The organism is Streptomyces sp. NPDC001292 (assembly GCF_042896465.1).
Taxonomy (GTDB): domain Bacteria; phylum Actinomycetota; class Actinomycetes; order Streptomycetales; family Streptomycetaceae; genus Streptomyces.
Window position 1 is genome coordinate 1 of record NZ_JBIAXG010000128.1, and the last position, 1,788, is coordinate 1,788.

Sequence of the window (1,788 nt, forward strand, 5' to 3'; positions counted from 1 at the left end):
CATGACGACCACCGAGGCGCGTCGGGCGGGGCGTAAGCCCGCTCAGATCGTGGACATGTCCTGGGATCCGATCACGCGGATCATCGGGAATCTGGGCATCTACACGAAGATCGATTTCGCGAACCGGGAGGTCGTGGAGTGCCACTCGACCTCCTCGCTGTTCCGCGGCTACTCGGTGTTCATGCGGGGCAAGGACCCCCGCGACGCCGGCTTCATCACCTCACGCATCTGCGGCATCTGCGGCGACAACCACACCACCTGCTCCAACTACGCCCAGCAGATGGCCTACGGCGTCAAACCCCCACCCCTGGCCGAACACATCACCAACCTCGGCGAAGCCGCCGAGTACATGTTCGACCACACGATCTTCCAGGACAACCTCGTCTTCGTCGACTTCTGCGAAGCCATGGTCAAGGCCACCAACCCCAGCGTCCTGGCCCGCGCCGAACGCACCGAAGCCCCCCGCGGCCACATCCACGGCTACCGCACCATCGCCGACATCATGCGCGCCTTCAACCCCTTCGAGGGCGAGATCTACAAACAGGCCCTGAAGATGTCCCGCACCACCCGGGAGATGTTCTGCCTGATGGAAGGCCGCCACGTCCACCCCTCCACCCTCTATCCCGGCGGCGTGGGCACCATGCCCCAGCCCACCGTCTTCACCGACTACCTCGCCCGCCTCATGCGCGTCATCGACTTCGTCAAACAGGCCGTCGCCCTCAACGACGACGTCTTCGACTTCTTCTACCAGGCCCTGCCCGGCTACGAGGAAGTCGGCCGCCGCCGCATCCTCCTGGCCTGCTGGGGCGCCTGGCAGAACCCCGACATCGTCGACTACCGCTACGAGACGATGAACCACTGGGGCAAAGCCATGTACGTCACCCCCGGCATCATCGTCGACGGCCAACTCCTCACCAACAACCTCATCGACATCAACCTCGGCATCCGCATCCTCCTCGGCTCCTCCTACTACGACGACTGGACCGCCGAGGAACCCTTCGTCACCCACGACCCCCTCGGCAACCCCGTCGACATCCGCCACCCCTGGAACCAGACCACCCTGCCCCACCCCCAAAAACGCGCCTTCGACCACAACTACAGCTGGGTCATGAGCCCCCGCTGGCACCACCCCGAAACCGGCCAGCACCTCGCCCTCGACACCGGCGGCGGCCCCCTCGCCCGCCTGTGGTCCACCGCCCTGAACGGCCTCGTCGACACCCCCTACATCAAAGCCACCGGCCACAGCGTCCGCATCACCCTCCCCCAAAGCGAAAAACTCCCCGAAACCACCCTCGAATGGACCATCCCCCAATGGTCCAACACCATCGAACGCGACCGCGCCCGCCCCTACTTCATCGCCTACGCCGCCGCCATGGCCCTGCACTTCCTCCAACAAGCCCAAACCCTCGTCCGCACCGGCGAAACCAAAGTCTTCGAAAACTTCCAAGTCCCCGACGAAGCCATCGGCTGCGGCTTCCACGAAGCCGTCCGCGGCGTCCTCTCCCACCACCTCGTCATCAAGGACAAGAAGATCGCCAACTACCACCCCTACCCACCCACCCCCTGGAACGCCAGCCCCCGCGACCCCTACGGCACCCCCGGCCCCTACGAAGACGCCATCCAGGGCCAACCCATCTTCGAGGAGAACGACCCCGACACCTTCAAAGGCGTCGACATCATGCGCACCGTCCGCAGCTTCGACCCCTGCCTCCCCTGCGGCGTCCACATGTACCTCGGCAACGGCAAAACCCTCACCACCACCCACACCCCCACCTACGGAACCGACCA

General features: G+C 65.1%; 1 protein-coding gene. It reads left to right on the forward strand.

The window, feature by feature from the left end; all coding sequences use genetic code 11:
* Position 1: 1 nt before the first annotated feature.
* Positions 2 to 1,788 (forward strand): nickel-dependent hydrogenase large subunit (locus ACFY4A_RS42520; RefSeq protein ID WP_390834661.1); only part of this gene is annotated, 1,787 nt, incomplete at its 3' end.